The sequence below is a fragment of the Faecalicoccus pleomorphus DSM 20574 genome, assembly GCF_000420345.1.
Taxonomy (GTDB): Bacteria; Bacillota_I; Bacilli_A; order Erysipelotrichales; family Erysipelotrichaceae; genus Faecalicoccus; species Faecalicoccus pleomorphus.
The window spans coordinates 189,416-204,085 of the sequence record NZ_ATUT01000001.1; the positions used below are offsets into that span (position 1 = coordinate 189,416).

At 38.0% G+C, this 14,670-nt stretch carries 15 protein-coding genes; 7 read left to right on the forward strand and 8 right to left on the reverse strand.

The features are described from left to right. Positions 1 to 4: 4 nt before the first annotated feature. Positions 5 to 1,435 (reverse strand): adenylosuccinate lyase, encoded by a 1,431-nt coding sequence (gene purB, locus G413_RS0100890; protein WP_022789071.1) that lies wholly within the window; start codon positions 1,433 to 1,435, stop codon positions 5 to 7. 1 nt (position 1,436) lies between these two features. After that, entirely contained in the window at positions 1,437 to 2,150 is a 714-nt protein-coding gene (gene purC / locus G413_RS0100895) for a phosphoribosylaminoimidazolesuccinocarboxamide synthase (RefSeq protein ID WP_022789072.1), read from the reverse strand. 202 nt (positions 2,151 to 2,352) lie between these two features. Here purC and G413_RS0100900 point away from each other — a divergent pair, with 202 nt between their 5' ends. From G413_RS0100900 to G413_RS0100910, 3 genes are read left to right on the forward strand one after another with little or no spacing between them, the layout of a single operon-like run. After that, positions 2,353 to 3,669 carry a MurT ligase domain-containing protein gene (locus G413_RS0100900; RefSeq protein WP_022789073.1) on the forward strand — a complete coding sequence of 439 codons (1,317 nt, stop codon included), beginning with the start codon at positions 2,353 to 2,355 and terminating at the stop codon, positions 3,667 to 3,669. Further along, positions 3,666 to 4,415 carry a type 1 glutamine amidotransferase gene (locus G413_RS0100905; RefSeq protein ID WP_022789074.1) on the forward strand — a complete coding sequence of 250 codons (750 nt, stop codon included), beginning with the start codon at positions 3,666 to 3,668 and terminating at the stop codon, positions 4,413 to 4,415. The genes G413_RS0100900 and G413_RS0100905 overlap by 4 nt, the downstream gene beginning before the upstream one ends. Before the next feature lie 13 nt (positions 4,416 to 4,428). Beyond that, positions 4,429 to 5,352 carry a hypothetical protein gene (locus G413_RS0100910; RefSeq protein ID WP_022789075.1) on the forward strand — a complete coding sequence of 308 codons (924 nt, stop codon included), beginning with the start codon at positions 4,429 to 4,431 and terminating at the stop codon, positions 5,350 to 5,352. 57 nt (positions 5,353 to 5,409) lie between these two features. Here G413_RS0100910 and G413_RS0100915 read toward each other — a convergent pair whose 3' ends face one another. After that, a complete protein-coding gene (locus G413_RS0100915) occupies positions 5,410 to 6,489 on the reverse strand; it encodes a LacI family DNA-binding transcriptional regulator (RefSeq protein WP_022789076.1) in 1,080 nt (359 codons plus the stop codon). A 289-nt stretch (positions 6,490 to 6,778) separates the two neighbouring features. Between G413_RS0100915 and G413_RS0100920 the strand changes: the two genes are divergently transcribed. From G413_RS0100920 to G413_RS0100930, 3 genes are read left to right on the forward strand one after another with little or no spacing between them, the layout of a single operon-like run. Then, positions 6,779 to 8,218: an NAD(P)/FAD-dependent oxidoreductase gene (locus G413_RS0100920; protein ID WP_022789077.1), complete on the forward strand. Its 1,440-nt coding sequence runs from the start codon at positions 6,779 to 6,781 to the stop codon at positions 8,216 to 8,218. Between the two features lie 11 nt (positions 8,219 to 8,229). Continuing rightward, complete coding sequence (locus G413_RS0100925; protein WP_022789078.1) at positions 8,230 to 9,486, forward strand: NAD(P)/FAD-dependent oxidoreductase; 1,257 nt, start codon at positions 8,230 to 8,232, stop codon at positions 9,484 to 9,486. Position 9,487: 1 nt separating this feature from the next. Continuing rightward, positions 9,488 to 9,850: a DUF1667 domain-containing protein gene (locus G413_RS0100930; protein ID WP_022789079.1), complete on the forward strand. Its 363-nt coding sequence runs from the start codon at positions 9,488 to 9,490 to the stop codon at positions 9,848 to 9,850. A 990-nt stretch (positions 9,851 to 10,840) separates the two neighbouring features. On the opposite strand, the gene G413_RS0100935 is transcribed toward G413_RS0100930, so the two are convergent. The 3 genes from G413_RS0100935 to hxlA are packed head-to-tail and all read right to left on the reverse strand — an operon-like array spanning position 10,841 to position 12,390. After that, positions 10,841 to 11,194, reverse strand: a complete 354-nt coding sequence (locus G413_RS0100935) for a cupin domain-containing protein (protein WP_022789080.1) — start codon at positions 11,192 to 11,194, stop codon at positions 10,841 to 10,843. Between the two features lie 9 nt (positions 11,195 to 11,203). Further along, on the reverse strand, positions 11,204 to 11,764 hold the full coding sequence (gene hxlB / locus G413_RS0100940) for a 6-phospho-3-hexuloisomerase (RefSeq protein WP_022789081.1): 561 nt from the start codon (positions 11,762 to 11,764) through the stop codon (positions 11,204 to 11,206). Beyond that, complete coding sequence (hxlA, locus tag G413_RS0100945; protein WP_022789082.1) at positions 11,761 to 12,390, reverse strand: 3-hexulose-6-phosphate synthase; 630 nt, start codon at positions 12,388 to 12,390, stop codon at positions 11,761 to 11,763. The genes hxlB and hxlA overlap by 4 nt, the downstream gene beginning before the upstream one ends. Before the next feature lie 137 nt (positions 12,391 to 12,527). Here hxlA and G413_RS0100950 point away from each other — a divergent pair, with 137 nt between their 5' ends. Further along, positions 12,528 to 13,283 (forward strand): DeoR/GlpR family DNA-binding transcription regulator, encoded by a 756-nt coding sequence (locus tag G413_RS0100950; RefSeq protein WP_022789083.1) that lies wholly within the window; start codon positions 12,528 to 12,530, stop codon positions 13,281 to 13,283. Between the two features lie 89 nt (positions 13,284 to 13,372). Here G413_RS0100950 and G413_RS0100955 read toward each other — a convergent pair whose 3' ends face one another. Together G413_RS0100955 and G413_RS0100960 are read right to left on the reverse strand one after the other, a co-directional pair. Further along, positions 13,373 to 13,663, reverse strand: a complete 291-nt coding sequence (locus tag G413_RS0100955; RefSeq protein WP_022789084.1) for an HU family DNA-binding protein — start codon at positions 13,661 to 13,663, stop codon at positions 13,373 to 13,375. 1 nt (position 13,664) lies between these two features. After that, positions 13,665 to 14,660: an NAD(P)H-dependent glycerol-3-phosphate dehydrogenase gene (locus G413_RS0100960; RefSeq protein ID WP_027968962.1), complete on the reverse strand. Its 996-nt coding sequence runs from the start codon at positions 14,658 to 14,660 to the stop codon at positions 13,665 to 13,667. Between the last annotated feature and the right edge of the window lie 10 nt (positions 14,661 to 14,670).

The window sequence follows — 14,670 nt, forward strand, 5'->3', positions numbered from 1 at the left end:
CGTCTTATACGTTGATTTCAGCGTGTAAGCCTAATACGTCTTTTTCTTTTGTCAAAATTGGATCGACATGTTCGCCAAAGAATTCTTCCGTCTGTTGTACAGAACGACCAACAAACTTTGATGGATCCATGATCGAAAGAATTTGTTCTTTTGTCATACCAAATTTAGGATCACCTGCGATACGATCAATCAAATCGTTTGGTTTTCCTTCTTCTTTGACAACTTTTCCGGCTGCCATAGAATGCTGACGAATCAATTCATGAAGTTCCTGACGATCGCCACCGGCTTTGACCGCATCCATCATGATATTTTCGGTAGCCATGAAAGGAAGCTCTTTTTGAAGATTGGCTTCGATGACTTTTGGATACACAACTAAACCATCTGTGATGTTTAAGTACAAATCCAGGATGCCATCAGTAGCTAAGAAGGCTTCCGCAATGCTGATACGTTTATTGGCGGAATCATCCAAGGTTCTTTCAAACCATTGCGTGCTGGCAGTAATGGCCGGGTTTAACGCATCACACATGACATAGTTGCTTAAAGCGGCAATACGTTCAGAACGCATAGGATTGCGCTTATAAGCCATAGCACTGGAACCAATCTGACCTTTTTCAAAAGGTTCCTCAATTTCCTTCATGTGCTGCAGCAGGCGAATATCGTTGCTAAACTTATGTGCACTTTGCGCGATGCCCACCAGAACACTCAAGACCTGCGTGTCGTATTTTCGTGTATAAGTCTGCCCGGAAACAGGGAAGTAAGCATCATAACCAAGTTTTTCACAAATCTTTGCATCCAGGGCTTTTACTTTATCGGTATCACCTTCAAAAAGCTCCATAAAGCTTGCCTGTGTGCCGGTAGTTCCTTTACATCCTAAAAGTTTTTTATTTTCCAAGAGATGTTCGATCTCCAGATAATCCATATACAAATCTTGCACCCATAAGCTGGCTCGCTTACCAACGGTAGTTGGCTGGGCCGGTTGAAAATGCGTGAAAGCTAAACAAGGCATATCCTTATACTTTAACGCAAATGTTTTTAATTCAGCCAAAATGTTCACGATCTTGGTTTGAACTAAACGCAAGGCTTCATGCATGATGATTAAATCGGTATTATCTCCGACATAACAGGAAGTAGCACCTAAATGAATGATTCCTTTTGCCTTAGGGCATTGTTGTCCATAAGCATAAACGTGAGACATTACATCATGACGCACGATCTTTTCACGCTCTTTAGCAACATCGTAATTGATATCATCTTTATGTTCAATCAGTTCGTCGATCTGCTCATCAGTGATATCCAAACCGAGTTCTTTTTCACTTTGTGCAAGTGCAATCCAGAGCTTTCTCCATGTCTTGAATTTTTTATCGTTGGAGAAAATAGCCTGCATTTCTTTTGAGGCATATCTCTGAGAAAGAGGAGACTGATAAAATTCATTCATTCTATTCACCAAACCCCATTCGTTTAAAGACTTCCTGATAAGCGCCTTCCGGATCCCCTAAATCACGACGGAATGTGTCTTTATCCAAATGTTTACCTGTTTTCATATCCCAATAGCGACATGTATCTGGACTGATTTCATCCGCAAGAACAATTTGTCCATCGCTTGTTTTTCCAAATTCCAGTTTAAAGTCGATCAGTTCGATGCCAATCTGGGCAAAGAAATCTTTAAGCACATCATTCACTGTAAAGGCATATTTTGTGATCGTATCGATTTCTTCCTGTGTGGCAGCACCGATGGCTTTAGCCATATAAGAGTTGATCAGCGGATCCCCTAAATCGTCATCTTTATAGCTGAATTCCAAAGTAGAGCATTTTAATTCAGTTCCTTCCGGAATTCCTAAGCGTTTGGAAAAGCTTCCGGCTGCCTTATTACGAATGATCACTTCCAATGGAATGATCGAAACACGTTTTACCACTGTACGACGATCATCCAGCTCTTCTACAAAGTGTGTTGGTACACCTTTTTCTTCCAAAACCTTCATCAAGTAGTTTGTCATGCGGTTGTTGATGGCACCTTTTCCAACGATCGTACCTTTCTTTTGACCATTAAATGCTGTCGCATCATCTTTGTAGTCAACGATCACACAGTTTGGATCGTCTGTGGCATAGACTTTTTTGGCCTTACCTTCGTAAATCATGTCCATTTGTTTCATGTCATTATCCTCCATCTGTAACAGTACTATTATACTTTAGTGATATAGGCAATTCAATGTCAATTTCCCAACGTTTCACTTTTTTAGAGAGCTATTTTCTTGAACAAGAAACACTTTTGAACATGAAATCTGTCTGGAGAAAAAGGTATTCTATAGATACTGCTAGACACATATTGTATAATAGGGGATGGGAGCGTGAAGTATGAAAACATTATCGATAGTATCGACAAAATTAAGTGCCTTTCTTTTACGATTGATTGGCCGTGGTGGTTCTTTACCAGGCTCAATCGGTTTAAAAATAGATTCAAATATTTTATCTAAATTATCCTTTTCCGGCCCTATCATTCTTGTCACCGGAACAAACGGAAAAACAAGTACCGCCAATATGATTGCCGATGTTTTATCAACAGCCGGATACGATGTGATTTCCAATCGAAAAGGCGATAATTTAAAAGCCGGTATCGTAACTACTTTATTGACACAGGCAACACTTACAGGAAAAGTAAAAGCCAACGCCTGTGTTCTGGAAGTTGATGAATTAAACATTCGACATATTTTACCGGCAATACCGGTTACGGCCCTGGTTGTAAATAACTTTTTCAGAGATCAGTTAGATCGTGCCAGAGAAATGGAGCAGTTGATTCATTCCATTGAAAATGTACTGCCTGAGTATGATAAAGAATTGATTTTGAACGGAAATGATCCTAATGTACTACGTTTAGCACTTTGTGCACCAAAAGCGCATTGTACATATTTTGGAATTGACAAAAATCAATATTCTGTGGCATCCACTAAAGAGGCCAGTGAAGGAAAGTTCTGTCCAAAATGTGGCCGTAAACTGGAATATGAGTATTACCAGTATTCACATATCGGTTCTTTCCACTGTTCAAATTGTGATTTTAAAACACCATCACTGGATGTTTGTTTACAAAATATTGATCTGGAAAAGGAAACATTTGTGTACGACAATCAAACCATACATTCACCATATGAAGGGATGTATTCCATGTATAATTGTGCTGCCGTGATTGCCCTTGCGCAGTTTTTACACATCGATATAAAACATGTCTTGTATGTCTTTCAACATGCACCGCAGCCAAAGGGAAGAAATGAGCATTTCAAGAAAGATCAAAAGGAATGTATTTTGAATTTGATCAAAAATCCAACCGGTGCCAATGAAGTCATGAAAGTTATTGATAAGGATGAAGATGATAAGGTTGTCTGTATCGTTTTAAACGATCATGAGCAAGATGGTACGGATGTCAGTTGGATCTACGATACTTTCTTTGAAAAGGTTTGTAAGCCTTCGACAAAAAAAGTCGTTTGTACAGGAACCAGAGCCTATGATATGGCTTTGCGCATCTATTATGAAAACTATAAGGGACCGATTGAAATTGCCGAATCAATCGAGCAAGCTATTCATTCCTCTCTTTCTGACAGTTTAAAATGTTATGCGATTGCGACATATACGGCTTTGTTGCCAACGCGAAACGCCATAGTAAAGGAGATGTCAAAATGAGCCTCTCAATAAAAGTATGTTGGATGTATCATGACATCATGGATCTTTACGGAGACAAAGGAAACATGATGGTCTTACAAAAGCGATGTGAAGATCGCCAGATTGATTTTCACCTGGAAACTTGTGCTATTGGTGAAAAGAAAGATCTTTCTTCGTTCGATCTGGTGTTTTTAGGTGGCGGTGCCGATAAAGAACAGATCAGTTTAATTCCTGATTTATTAAAACGTAAAGAAAACATCCGGAAAGCCATGGATGAAAACACCTTTATTTTATTAATCTGTGGCGGTTATCAGCTCTTTGGTCAATACTATATTGCCGCCGATGGATCTCGTATTGAAGGTCTTAAATTTTATAATTATTATACGGATACCGGAAAGCAGGGAACTCGTTGTATCGGAAACATCATCATTGATGCAAAATTAGATGAGCTGCATACAAAGATCATCGGTTTTGAAAACCATGGCGGGCAAACATTACATGTTACACATCCACTTGGTAAAGTCTTACATGGGTTTGGTAATGCCTTTGATGCCGGCTATGAAGGATTTTATGATGGGAAGATTCTGGGTACTTATCTGCATGGGCCTTTATTGCCTAAAAATCCAGATGTTGCGGACTTTGTGATCACAAAAGCCATTCAGAAAAGAAATCCTGATTTTACGATAAACGATTTAAAACCGTTGGATAATACGTTTGAGGAAAACGCAAGAAAGGCGTTATTAAAGCGATTCCAGATTCAGGAATAGGAGGAAGTGTTTTATGAAGAAAATACTGTCTGTATTATGTTCGATCTTTATCATTTTACTGCTTACCGGTTGTCAAACAAAGGATCCGACAATCTCTTTAAAAAAAGATGTAACCTTTGAATTAAAAGATGTTATGACGATTACCAACGATGAATCCAATTCAATCTATTATTACTATATGGCAACGATCACCAACGATTCAAAGGATACCTATTCGACCAATGATGTTGTATATTCCATAACCGATGATGGCAAAGAGCATTTAAATCCCATTGATCAACATGAATCGATGCCGATCACAACGGTCTTACCAGAACAAACTGCCTATGTCTATGGATATATCGGCTTCCCCAATAATAATCAAAATGACATGGGATTCTATTTTAAGGATTCAGGTGAGTTCTTATCCTTTAACAACGTTAATGTTCGTAAGGCAACGAATCAAGATATCAAAGAATCAGAGGATTTGAAATTTACGATGTACGAAGACAATGCCTTAAAGATCGAAATCAATGCCGAGGATGTAAAAGCACAGTTTGAAAATGGAAAGACAACACTATCGGATTTGAAGATCACATATACCAATAAAACCGAACAACAGATCGTTGTTCCTTATCTGGTACCTAAAGCCGATCTAAACGGAATCTTACTTACAAATTATACGGATAAAGGTGATTTTTCTTCCATGAATGAAGATCAAATTAAAAAATTTGATTTTACGACCAACGGATTAGCCCCTAAGACTGATCCAATTGAGGGTAAAGCTTTTGGATACATGGTTGAATATTTAGATCCGGAGCAAAGCATAGAATGTAACGTTGGTTTTACATTTGAGAATGCTGCCATCAACTATCAAAGCAAGAATAAAGATTGCTTCGATATTCATCTGGTTTCCAGTGCATTTGGCATTACGCATGATATGACGGTTTCTTATTAATAACACAAACAAGACAGGACGATTTGAATACAGTTTTCAAAATACTCCTGTCTTTTTTTACTTTCTCGGTTTTCCTGTAGTTTTACGGATGATCAGTTCCGGTTCATATTCCAGACGCAATATATAAGGATGTGACTTTTGCGTATTATTTTTTAGATGTTTTTTATAGATGATATCGACTGCTTCTTTTCCTTTTAAAAACGTTGCATGTTCGATTGTTGTCAACGAAATATCCGGAAGAGAAGACATCAGAATATTATCAAAGCCTGCCACGGAAAAATCCTTTGGAACTTTATAGCCCTCACTTTTTAAAGCCGATAATACACCTAATGCGGTCATATCGTTATTGGCCAAAAAGGCAGTAGAATCCGTTCCTTCTTCCAAAGCTTCCATGGTAAGCTCGTAACCAACCTGATATTCGATATTTTCGGTCTGAATGCTTTCATACTGCGCTAGAGACATGGTTTTTAGCTGGATGTTTTGAACATCCTTACCTTGATCTTCAAAGGCATGAATCAATCCTTCATAACGATGAATACGAGAAATTTCTTTACCCATGACAGGTGCAGAGATAAAAGTGATTTTCTCATGTCCCAAGTTAAGCAGATATTCACCCATTAAATGACCGGCTCTTACACCATTTAATTCCACCGAGTCAAAACGACTGCCCTGAGGTTTATCACCGATAGAGACAACCGGCATTCTTTTAAACAAAGCGTTTGCCTTAGAAATCTTGGTAGGAGGATAGAGATAGATGATGCCAGCTAAGTCTAAATTGGATAGCAGCTCATAGTAAGAGTCTTCCTGTTGTGCATTTCGCATGGTCGTAATCGTAAAGACCGAGTAATTATGCTTTTTTGCCTCGTAAACGATAGAATGAATCAAAGTCGCATAGTAGCTATTTGAAAGGTGAGGGGCAATCACTACAATCGTTTGATGAAGATCTTTCTGACTTGATTTCGACTTATGGATTTCATTTTTATAGCCTAGCTTTTTGGCAGCCTGCAATACGATATCCTGTGTTTCTTTGGAAAAGGAAACATTCTCTTTATGTGAAAGGATCATTGAAACGGTAGATTGTGACAATCCGGTATATTCGGCAATATCACGTGTTGTTATTTTTTTACGTTTTCCCATAATGTTCTCCTTAAAATTTTGATTTATTTTGAATAATCAATCTCAATTAATCAAATTGTTTTTGATTACTAATATTATACTTTTGATTAATTGGTTGTGCAAGAAAAACCGTTAAAATCAGGACTTTGATCATTATAAAAAGTCAATAAATTTTTCAATGAATTAATCAGATATTTTGATTAATTAAAAATGCCTGAAAATCCTATATTTAAAGGCATTTACAAGTTTGACAACCTATTTTATGTGGGTTAGATTTACAGTGTATGAATACTATGGATGGAGGGGTACTATGTACGATGTAATCATAATTGGAGCCGGTGTCAGCGGTAGTGCAATTGCCCGTGAGTGTTCACGCTTTCCGCTAAAAATTGCGGTTCTTGAAAAGTGTGAAGACGTTTGCTGCGGAACTTCCAAGGCAAACAGTGCGATCATTCATGCCGGCTATGATGCCAAAGAAGGTACGTTGATGGCAAAATTGAATGTAGAAGGTAACTTGATGATGGACGAACTTGCCAAAGATCTGGATATTCCATTTCAGCTAATCGGATCTTTTGTAGTTTGTACAGATAAAGAAAATCGCGACCAATTAACGACTTTGTACAATCGCGGTATTACAAATGGTGTTCCCGGTCTTCGTATTGTTGAACGCGACGAATTAAAGGAGATGGAACCAAATATATCCGATGAAGCTGTGGCAGCTTTATATGCGCCAAGCGCCGGTATTGTTTGTCCTTTTGAGTTAAATCTGGCCATGGCTGAAAATGCGGCAGAAAACGGTGTAGAGTTTTATTTTGATTCTCCGGTGGAGGCGATACAAAAAGTAGATGATCACTATGAGATCCAAACACCAAATCAAACATTTCATTCAAAATATGTTGTGAATGCTGCCGGTGTTTATGCCGATATGATCCATAATATGGTCAGTGCTGATAAAATGGAGATCATTCCTCGTAAAGGAGAATATTATCTGCTGGATAAAAGTGCTGGAAAACATGTTTCTCATACGATTTTTCAGTTACCGACTAAGATGGGAAAAGGGGTTCTGGTAACGCCAACTGTACACGGCAATATGTTAGTGGGCCCAACAAGTATGGATATCGACAATAAAGAAGGTGTCAATACGACACGAAAAGGATTGGACGAAGTTGCTATGAAATCATCCATAGCTGTTAAGAATCTTCCTATGAGAGATGTCATCACATCCTTTGCCGGACTTCGTGCACATCATCCGAATCATGAATTCATCATTGAAGAAGTCAAGGATGCACCAAACTTTATTGATGTGGCCGGTATCGAATCACCTGGTCTTTCTTCCTGTCCGGCTATTGGGGTAATGGTCGCAAAGATGATCAAGAAAAAAACGAATACACATGAAAAACCAGATTTCAAAAAGACACGCAAAGGACTGATCAAGCCATCACAAATGAGTATGGAAAAAAGAAATGAACTTATCCAAAAGGATCCTCGTTATGGAACGATCATCTGTCGCTGTGAGATGGTAACAGAAGGAGAGATCGTAGAAGCGGTACATCGAATCATTCCTGCCCGTTCACTGGATGGTATAAAACGTCGTACAAGAGCAGCTATGGGACGGTGTCAGGCTGGTTTCTGCAGCCCGCGTGTTATGGAAATCTTATCGCATGAAGTACCGGATATTGATATGTATAAAGTTAGCAAATCCGGTGGACATTCAAACTTTATCGTAGGAAACGATAAAGAAGATCTGTAGGAGGCAAGACTATGAAAAAGGTAAATGTAGTAATTATCGGTGGTGGACCGGCAGGTCTTGCGGCCGCACTCAGTGCTAAAGAAGCAGGCGAAAGTGATATCTTAATTTTGGAACGTGATACAAAATTAGGTGGTATCTTAAATCAATGTATTCATAACGGTTTTGGACTGCACACATTTAAAGAAGAATTGACTGGGCCGGAATATGCGAATCGTTTTATTGAGAAAGTAAAAGAACAAAATATTCCTTATAAGCTGAATACAATGGTCATGGATATTTCTTCCGATAAAGTAGTTACTGCCATGAACGCAAAAGAAGGTTTATTCCAAATTCAGGCAAAGGCAATCATCTTGGCCATGGGCTGTCGAGAACGACCTAGAGGGGCTTTAAATATTCCAGGTTATCGTCCAGCTGGTATATACAGTGCCGGAACAGCACAGAAATTAGTCAATATCGATGGATTGATGCCAGGAAAAGAAGTTGTCATCTTAGGTTCCGGTGATATCGGTTTGATCATGGCACGAAGAATGACTTTAGAAGGGGCTAAAGTAAAAGTCGTCGCCGAATTGATGCCATATTCCGGTGGTTTAAAAAGAAATATCGTACAATGTCTGGATGACTTTGGAATTCCGTTAAAACTAAGTCATACCGTAGTCGATATCGAAGGTAAAGAGCGTGTCGAAGCTGTCACGATTGCAGAGGTCAAAGATGGAAAACCAGTACCGGGAACCGAAGAAAGATATACTTGTGATACTTTATTATTATCATGTGGTCTTATTCCGGAAAACGAGCTTTCCAATCAGGCCGGCATTGAAATTAGTCCGATCACAAAAGGACCAAAGGTCAATGAATCGTTAGAAACAAACGTTGACGGCATCTTTGCCTGCGGCAATGTATTGCATGTACATGACCTGGTTGATTTTGTATCTCAGGAAGCAAAACAGGCTGGAAAAAATGCCGTAAAATATCTGAAAGAGCAGGAAATCAAAAACACAAAAGTCATTCCTATTCAGACTGAAAACGGCGTACGTTACAGTGTACCTTTTGTGGTAAGACCTGAAGATATGGATGACTTGCTGACGGTACGTTTCCGTGTAGGTGGCGTTTATAAAGATCATTTTATCAGTGTCTATCTGGATGATCAAAGAATTCTTCATAAACCCAGCAAAATCTTGGCTCCAGGAGAAATGGAACAGATCATTCTGACTAAGAAAAAAATGATGGAAATCGATCCATCTACGATTCGCATTACTCTGGAGGATAAATAATATGGAAACAAGAGAATTAACATGTATTGGCTGTCCGATGGGATGTGCTCTAACGGTAAAAATGGAAGAGGGAAATGTGATTTCTGTTTCCGGTAATACTTGTCAACAAGGCGATATTTACGCTCATAAAGAAGTAACTAATCCAACCAGAATCGTAACTAGCATTGTTCCGGTAACTGGTTCAAAGGATGAGATCATGATTTCTGTTAAGACAGCACATGATATTCCAAAGAATAAAATCTTTGCCTGTATGAAAGATCTAAAAGCTGTTAAAGTACAAGCTCCTGTACACATTGGAGATGTAGTCTTAAAAAATGTAGCGGATACAGGAGTCGATGTGATTGCGACAAAGGAGGCATTATAGGAGTATTTCTATGACAGAATTTGAACAGCAAACATTAAACATCAGAAAAAAATCCTAAAGCCAGTGTATTAGGCACAAAGTGATTCTTATCCGCTGCCAACATTTTGACATATCTTGGACTTGGATCAGTGGTTGCTGAAGTCCTGGCAACAACAAAAATAGGTTATCCAGTATTAATGATCGGATTACATGATGAATTTGATCAAAAATGGCAGGCCGAAGACTTAATGAAGCGCTATTATTTAGATACTAGTAGTATTGCTTAAGCTATTCATGAATTTTTAAAATAAATCAAAAGCGGTCAATGATCGCTTTTTTGCATAAATTCCCTATTTTTTATATTAGTATAGTCCACTTAACTATTATAGGATTGTTTTAGATATTAAACCGGCAAAGGTATTTTTATTTATAGATATTTCATTTTTCTTTCTATATTTTCGCTCAAATATTTTGATGATCATGATTTCATCATAACTTTAAATGAATATGTTCACATGTGCATATCAAACTCGATTAAATAGACTCTATGAGAGTACGTGAAAAAGAAAAACATGGGTAATCATACGTTCGATACATTTTACAGAATCAAATAAGGAATGTATATTTTGATTATCATAATTATATATAAGAAAATAGACTAAATAAAATAATGATGAATTTTGTTAGATAAAACAATATAAAAATCTGCATTATGTAAATTTTTTAAGACCGCAAGATGAAAAACCGTGTTCAAAAATTAAATATGTTTTGATAAAACACGATTATACATTTTTTACATAATATACATTATGCGAAGTAAAATTTATTGGCGTACCGATAGTACATTAGCCGATCGATAGAAATTTGCAGGAAAATGTAGATAAACGTATAGATTCTTATTTAAATTGAAGGTGCACCTTTAAATTTATTATGCACTGTCCATATCAGATTTATACATAGTACGTCATAAAAATGAGATAAACAAAAAGCCCAGTGAGGGCTTTTTATAAGTTATCGATTGTAATCATCTTCGATTCGTACTACATCATCTAAATGAGGGGTACTGACTTCGATAATCGTTGTATCTTCTAAAGCGGTATTTCGATGTCGAAAGGTCGGAGGATTGCTGATGATATCACCGGGTCCATATATATGGGTATGTAGTTCTTTATGTTCATCATCTTCCAGGACCTCCAACTTCCCTTTCAAAATGTAAATGTGTTCTTCTTTTTGATTATGGTATTGAAAGGAACAGCGCTCACCTTTCTTAAAGAAAATCTCCTTTAAGGCATAGTGATCTGTTACTGCAAGCCACTTTTCGTAACCCCATGGCTTTTCGACATATTTGACTAATTTTTGTTTCATAATAACGAACTACTCCATATTGGCATGTCTTCCAAACATCGTATCGGAATCCATATGATTCTTTTCCATCAACATCATGATCGCAATATCCATAAACAAACCTTCGGATTGTTCAAATAAAGATCCCATAGGCTGTATGGATTTAATTTGTCCTTCTTTAGCACTTTTCGGACTCGGTGCACTGATTTCAATAACAACATCAGCCATCTTTCCTATCGTCGATTCAGGATTGATCGTGATCAAAGCAAGCTTAGCGCCTACTTCTTTGGCCTTTTGCGCATGATTAACCAGGCTTTTTGTTTCACCGGAGCCAGAACAAATCACTAAGATTCCATCCTCTTTGATATTTGGTGTGCATGTTTCTCCTACAACATAAGATTTCTTTCCCATATGCATCAAACGCATCGCGAAGCCTTTGACTTGAAATCCGCTTCGTCCTGCACCGGCGCAAAAGATTTCGTTAGCCTGATCCACAAGCTCAACAAACTGTTCTGCATTTTTGGTATCTATGCTTAATAATGTATGTTCCAGTTCATTTAATACTGTTTTTGCATATTCGATCGTATTCATGATTTTAAATATCCTTTCATCTCTTTTGCCATTTTTGCTCGGTTTTTGGCATTGCAGATGGCACCGCCAACCACAATGATCTCAGCACCTTCATTGACGATATCCTGAATCGTTTCCAGCTTTACACCCCCGGCAACCGCACTTTTCGCATGATTAATGACTTTATTGACTATCTTTAATTCTTCTAACGGATCTTGACCGGATTGTTGCACATCAAAGGCCGTATGAACACAAATATAATCGACACCCATTTCATCGATTTCTTTGGTTCTTGTGGCTAAATCATGAACATTGATCATATCGACCATGACTTTTCCGTTGTGATTTTTAGCAGATCGTACAACTCCCTGAATCGTTTCATCATGACTGACACCCAAAACAGTTACAATAGAAGCACCGGCTTCAAAGCATTTATCGGCTTCAAATTCACCGGCATCCATGATTTTCGCATCGGCCAGAACTTCAACCTTCGGAAATCTTTTATGAATCTCTTTGACAGGCACCATTCCTTCTTCAATGATAAATGGAGTACCCACCTCAGCAATCTCTACACTTCCCTTTGTTTGTTCTAAAAGTTGAATACATTCCTCCAGGCTTAATGTATCCAAAGCAACCTGTAATTTCATCCTCATCATCTCCTTGTGTAAAGCGTACATCATTCATCTCCTTCTCTCAACAAAAAGATTGGTTTTAATCAAAATAAAGGGTAAAAAACTTGGTAATATAGTATAATTTATTGGAAAACCAAGAATTAGGAGATAGTATGTCAAAGAATAATGAAAAACGTAGAAATGAAATTTTGAAAAAATTAGAACAACAACCTTCCCTTCGCATCAAAGAACTTGCTGAATTCTTTCAAGTCACAACCGAGACCTTGCGTAAAGATCTTTTTGTTTTAGAACAACGAGGCCAAGTGAATAAGACGCATGGCTACGTGCATAGAAAAGATGGATACGATGAATTGCCCATTGAAGTAAAAGTTGAAGAAAATACAGAGTTAAAAGATCAAATTGCACGAAAGGCCATTGAGTTTGTAATTGATTATTCTGTCGTATATTTAGATCCGGGCAGCACCACGCTTTCTATAGTGCGTTATTTTGCGTTAAAAAAGGGGTGTACGATTGTTACCCCATCTATTCGTATTGTGCAAAGCCTGTTAGCTTTGAAACACGAAATTCTGTTGATTGGTGGCCTGATTCAGAAAAAAGGAAGTACGACAACAGGTGCCTTTGCCTTAGATAATTTAAAGCATGTCAAGATCGATACGGCCTTCATGGGGACCGATGGCTTTAAAGATTGTCAGGGACCGACTACATTCTCTTTTCAGGAGCTATCGGTGAAACAAAAAGTGATTGAACAGTCTAAACAAAAGATCTTAGTCTGTGATCGTTCTAAATTCTTTAAGACCGGTACGTATCCATTTGCTCGTTTCAGTGATTATGATAAGATCATTACCAATCCAATCGATCCAAAAGAAAAGGCAATGATCGATTCCGCTAAGGAAATCGTCATCGCCTGATTTTCTTAAATCAATAAACCAAGAATCATTGATCCAATCACAAGAAAACAGAATAATAGAATAAAGAAACGCTTTAAAAATACCATGATTTATTTTTTATTACAGAGATTTTTCAATGTCTGACTTGGTTTAAACTTCGGCAGCTTGGTTGCCTGGATCTTCATTCTTTCTTTTGTGACAGGATTAATTCCCATTCTCTCTTTACGATTAAAAATGATAAACTTGCCAAAGCCAGAAATATCAACTTCTCCATCACTGGCCAGTGCCAGAGACATCTCTTGAAAGATTCTTTCTACCGCATGACCGGCATCTTTTCTGGAAATCTTCAGTTCTTGATAAATCACCTCAGCCAAAGCCTCTTTATTTACATATTTTGCCATGTTAAAACTCCCTTTTTAGCTCTCGCAGCATTAAGTCGTTGGCACATGTCTTTGGCTCTTTACCTTCGTATAGAATTTGATAGACTTCCTCACAAATCGGCATATCGATTCCATTTGCCTTAGATACATTGTGAACAATCTTCGCAGTACGAACCCCTTCCACCGTCTTTTTATTGTTCTTTAAAAAGTTTTCTACTGTATTTTCTTTGCCGATCTGATAACCAGCTGAAAAATTGCGGGAATGAACACTTGTACATGTGACGATCAAATCTCCGATACCGGTAAGCCCCATGAATGTCTGCTGTTGTCCGCCAAATGCCATTCCATAACGAATCATCTCCTGTAAGCCACGGGTGATCAAAGCTGCTCTGGTATTATCCTGATAGCCTAGACCAGATAAGATTCCGGACGCAATGGCCATAACATTTTTGATGGCTACACCTAATTCACTACCCACTTCATCGCTTCCTGTATAGATACGAAGATAATGGTTGGAAAATAGCTGCTGCACAACAATCGCATCTTCTTCATTGAGGCTGACCGCATCGATCGTTGTCAATAAACGAATGATTACTTCTTCGGCATGACTAGGTCCGATCAAAGAAACAACACTGCTTAAATGATCGGCAGAAATACAACGACGAATCACCTGCGACATTCTTTCGTTGGTTGTTGGATGAAACCCTTTGGATACATTGACAATGATCGTTTTCTTTGTCAATAGCAGATCAATTTGTTGACAAATGGATTCAATCGCTATGGTCGGTACTGCCAGTAATACAACATCGGCCTCTTTGACTACGTTAATATCCATAGTAGCCTTTAAGGAAGGATTGATACTAACATCTTCAAAATATTTGGAGTTTTTATGATGAAGATTGATATCATCCACTTCCGATTTTTCAATACCATATAATATGACATCTCGTTGATTGTCTTCTAAAACCTGTGCAAGGGCTGTTCCCCAGCTCCCGCTTCCGATCACTACTGTTTTCAAATCAAACACC

Coding starts and splice junctions, on each gene's coding strand:
- G413_RS0100905 (WP_022789074.1), top strand. CDS start 3,666: ATGAGCCTCTCAATAAAAGTATGTTGGATGTATCATGACATCATGGAT.
- purB (WP_022789071.1), bottom strand. CDS start 1,435: ATGAATGAATTTTATCAGTCTCCTCTTTCTCAGAGATATGCCTCAAAA.
- G413_RS0100915 (WP_022789076.1), bottom strand. CDS start 6,489: ATGGGAAAACGTAAAAAAATAACAACACGTGATATTGCCGAATATACC.
- G413_RS0100930 (WP_022789079.1), top strand. CDS start 9,488: ATGGAAACAAGAGAATTAACATGTATTGGCTGTCCGATGGGATGTGCT.
- G413_RS0100935 (WP_022789080.1), bottom strand. CDS start 11,194: ATGAAACAAAAATTAGTCAAATATGTCGAAAAGCCATGGGGTTACGAA.
- G413_RS0100920 (WP_022789077.1), top strand. CDS start 6,779: ATGTACGATGTAATCATAATTGGAGCCGGTGTCAGCGGTAGTGCAATT.
- G413_RS0100925 (WP_022789078.1), top strand. CDS start 8,230: ATGAAAAAGGTAAATGTAGTAATTATCGGTGGTGGACCGGCAGGTCTT.
- G413_RS0100955 (WP_022789084.1), bottom strand. CDS start 13,663: ATGGCAAAATATGTAAATAAAGAGGCTTTGGCTGAGGTGATTTATCAA.
- hxlA (WP_022789082.1), bottom strand. CDS start 12,390: ATGAAATTACAGGTTGCTTTGGATACATTAAGCCTGGAGGAATGTATT.
- G413_RS0100950 (WP_022789083.1), top strand. CDS start 12,528: ATGTCAAAGAATAATGAAAAACGTAGAAATGAAATTTTGAAAAAATTA.
- G413_RS0100900 (WP_022789073.1), top strand. CDS start 2,353: ATGAAAACATTATCGATAGTATCGACAAAATTAAGTGCCTTTCTTTTA.
- purC (WP_022789072.1), bottom strand. CDS start 2,150: ATGAAACAAATGGACATGATTTACGAAGGTAAGGCCAAAAAAGTCTAT.
- hxlB (WP_022789081.1), bottom strand. CDS start 11,764: ATGAATACGATCGAATATGCAAAAACAGTATTAAATGAACTGGAACAT.
- G413_RS0100910 (WP_022789075.1), top strand. CDS start 4,429: ATGAAGAAAATACTGTCTGTATTATGTTCGATCTTTATCATTTTACTG.